We start from the raw sequence: 243 nt of genomic DNA, 5'->3' as shown, positions 1-243 counted from the left end.
CACCATGGGCTTGGGGTCCTCGTAGCCACCCAGGTACTGTTCCGCCGGGTGGGCGTGGTTTGTGACCGTGTCGCCCACCTTGGACTGACTCACGTCCTTCACGCCGGTGATGAGGTAGCCCACCTCGCCCGCGGCCAGACCGGTCGTGGGCACGGGCTCCGGGGGGGAGACGCCGGTCTCGAGGAGCTCGTTGGTGGGGCCCCTGGACATCATGCGGGCCTTCTCCCCCGGGGGGGGCCGGCC

Annotated in this window: 1 pseudogene; it reads right to left on the bottom strand. The window is 71.2% G+C overall.

From position 1 onward, the window contains the following. Window positions 1–243, bottom strand: a pseudogene (locus KVS67_RS12740) (elongation factor 4); the annotation flags it as partial.

It is taken from the genome of Micrococcus sp. GbtcB5, assembly GCF_019091605.1.
Taxonomy (GTDB): Bacteria; Actinomycetota; Actinomycetes; order Actinomycetales; family Micrococcaceae; genus Micrococcus; species Micrococcus luteus.
This window is presented reverse-complemented; position numbering and strand designations above follow the sequence as displayed.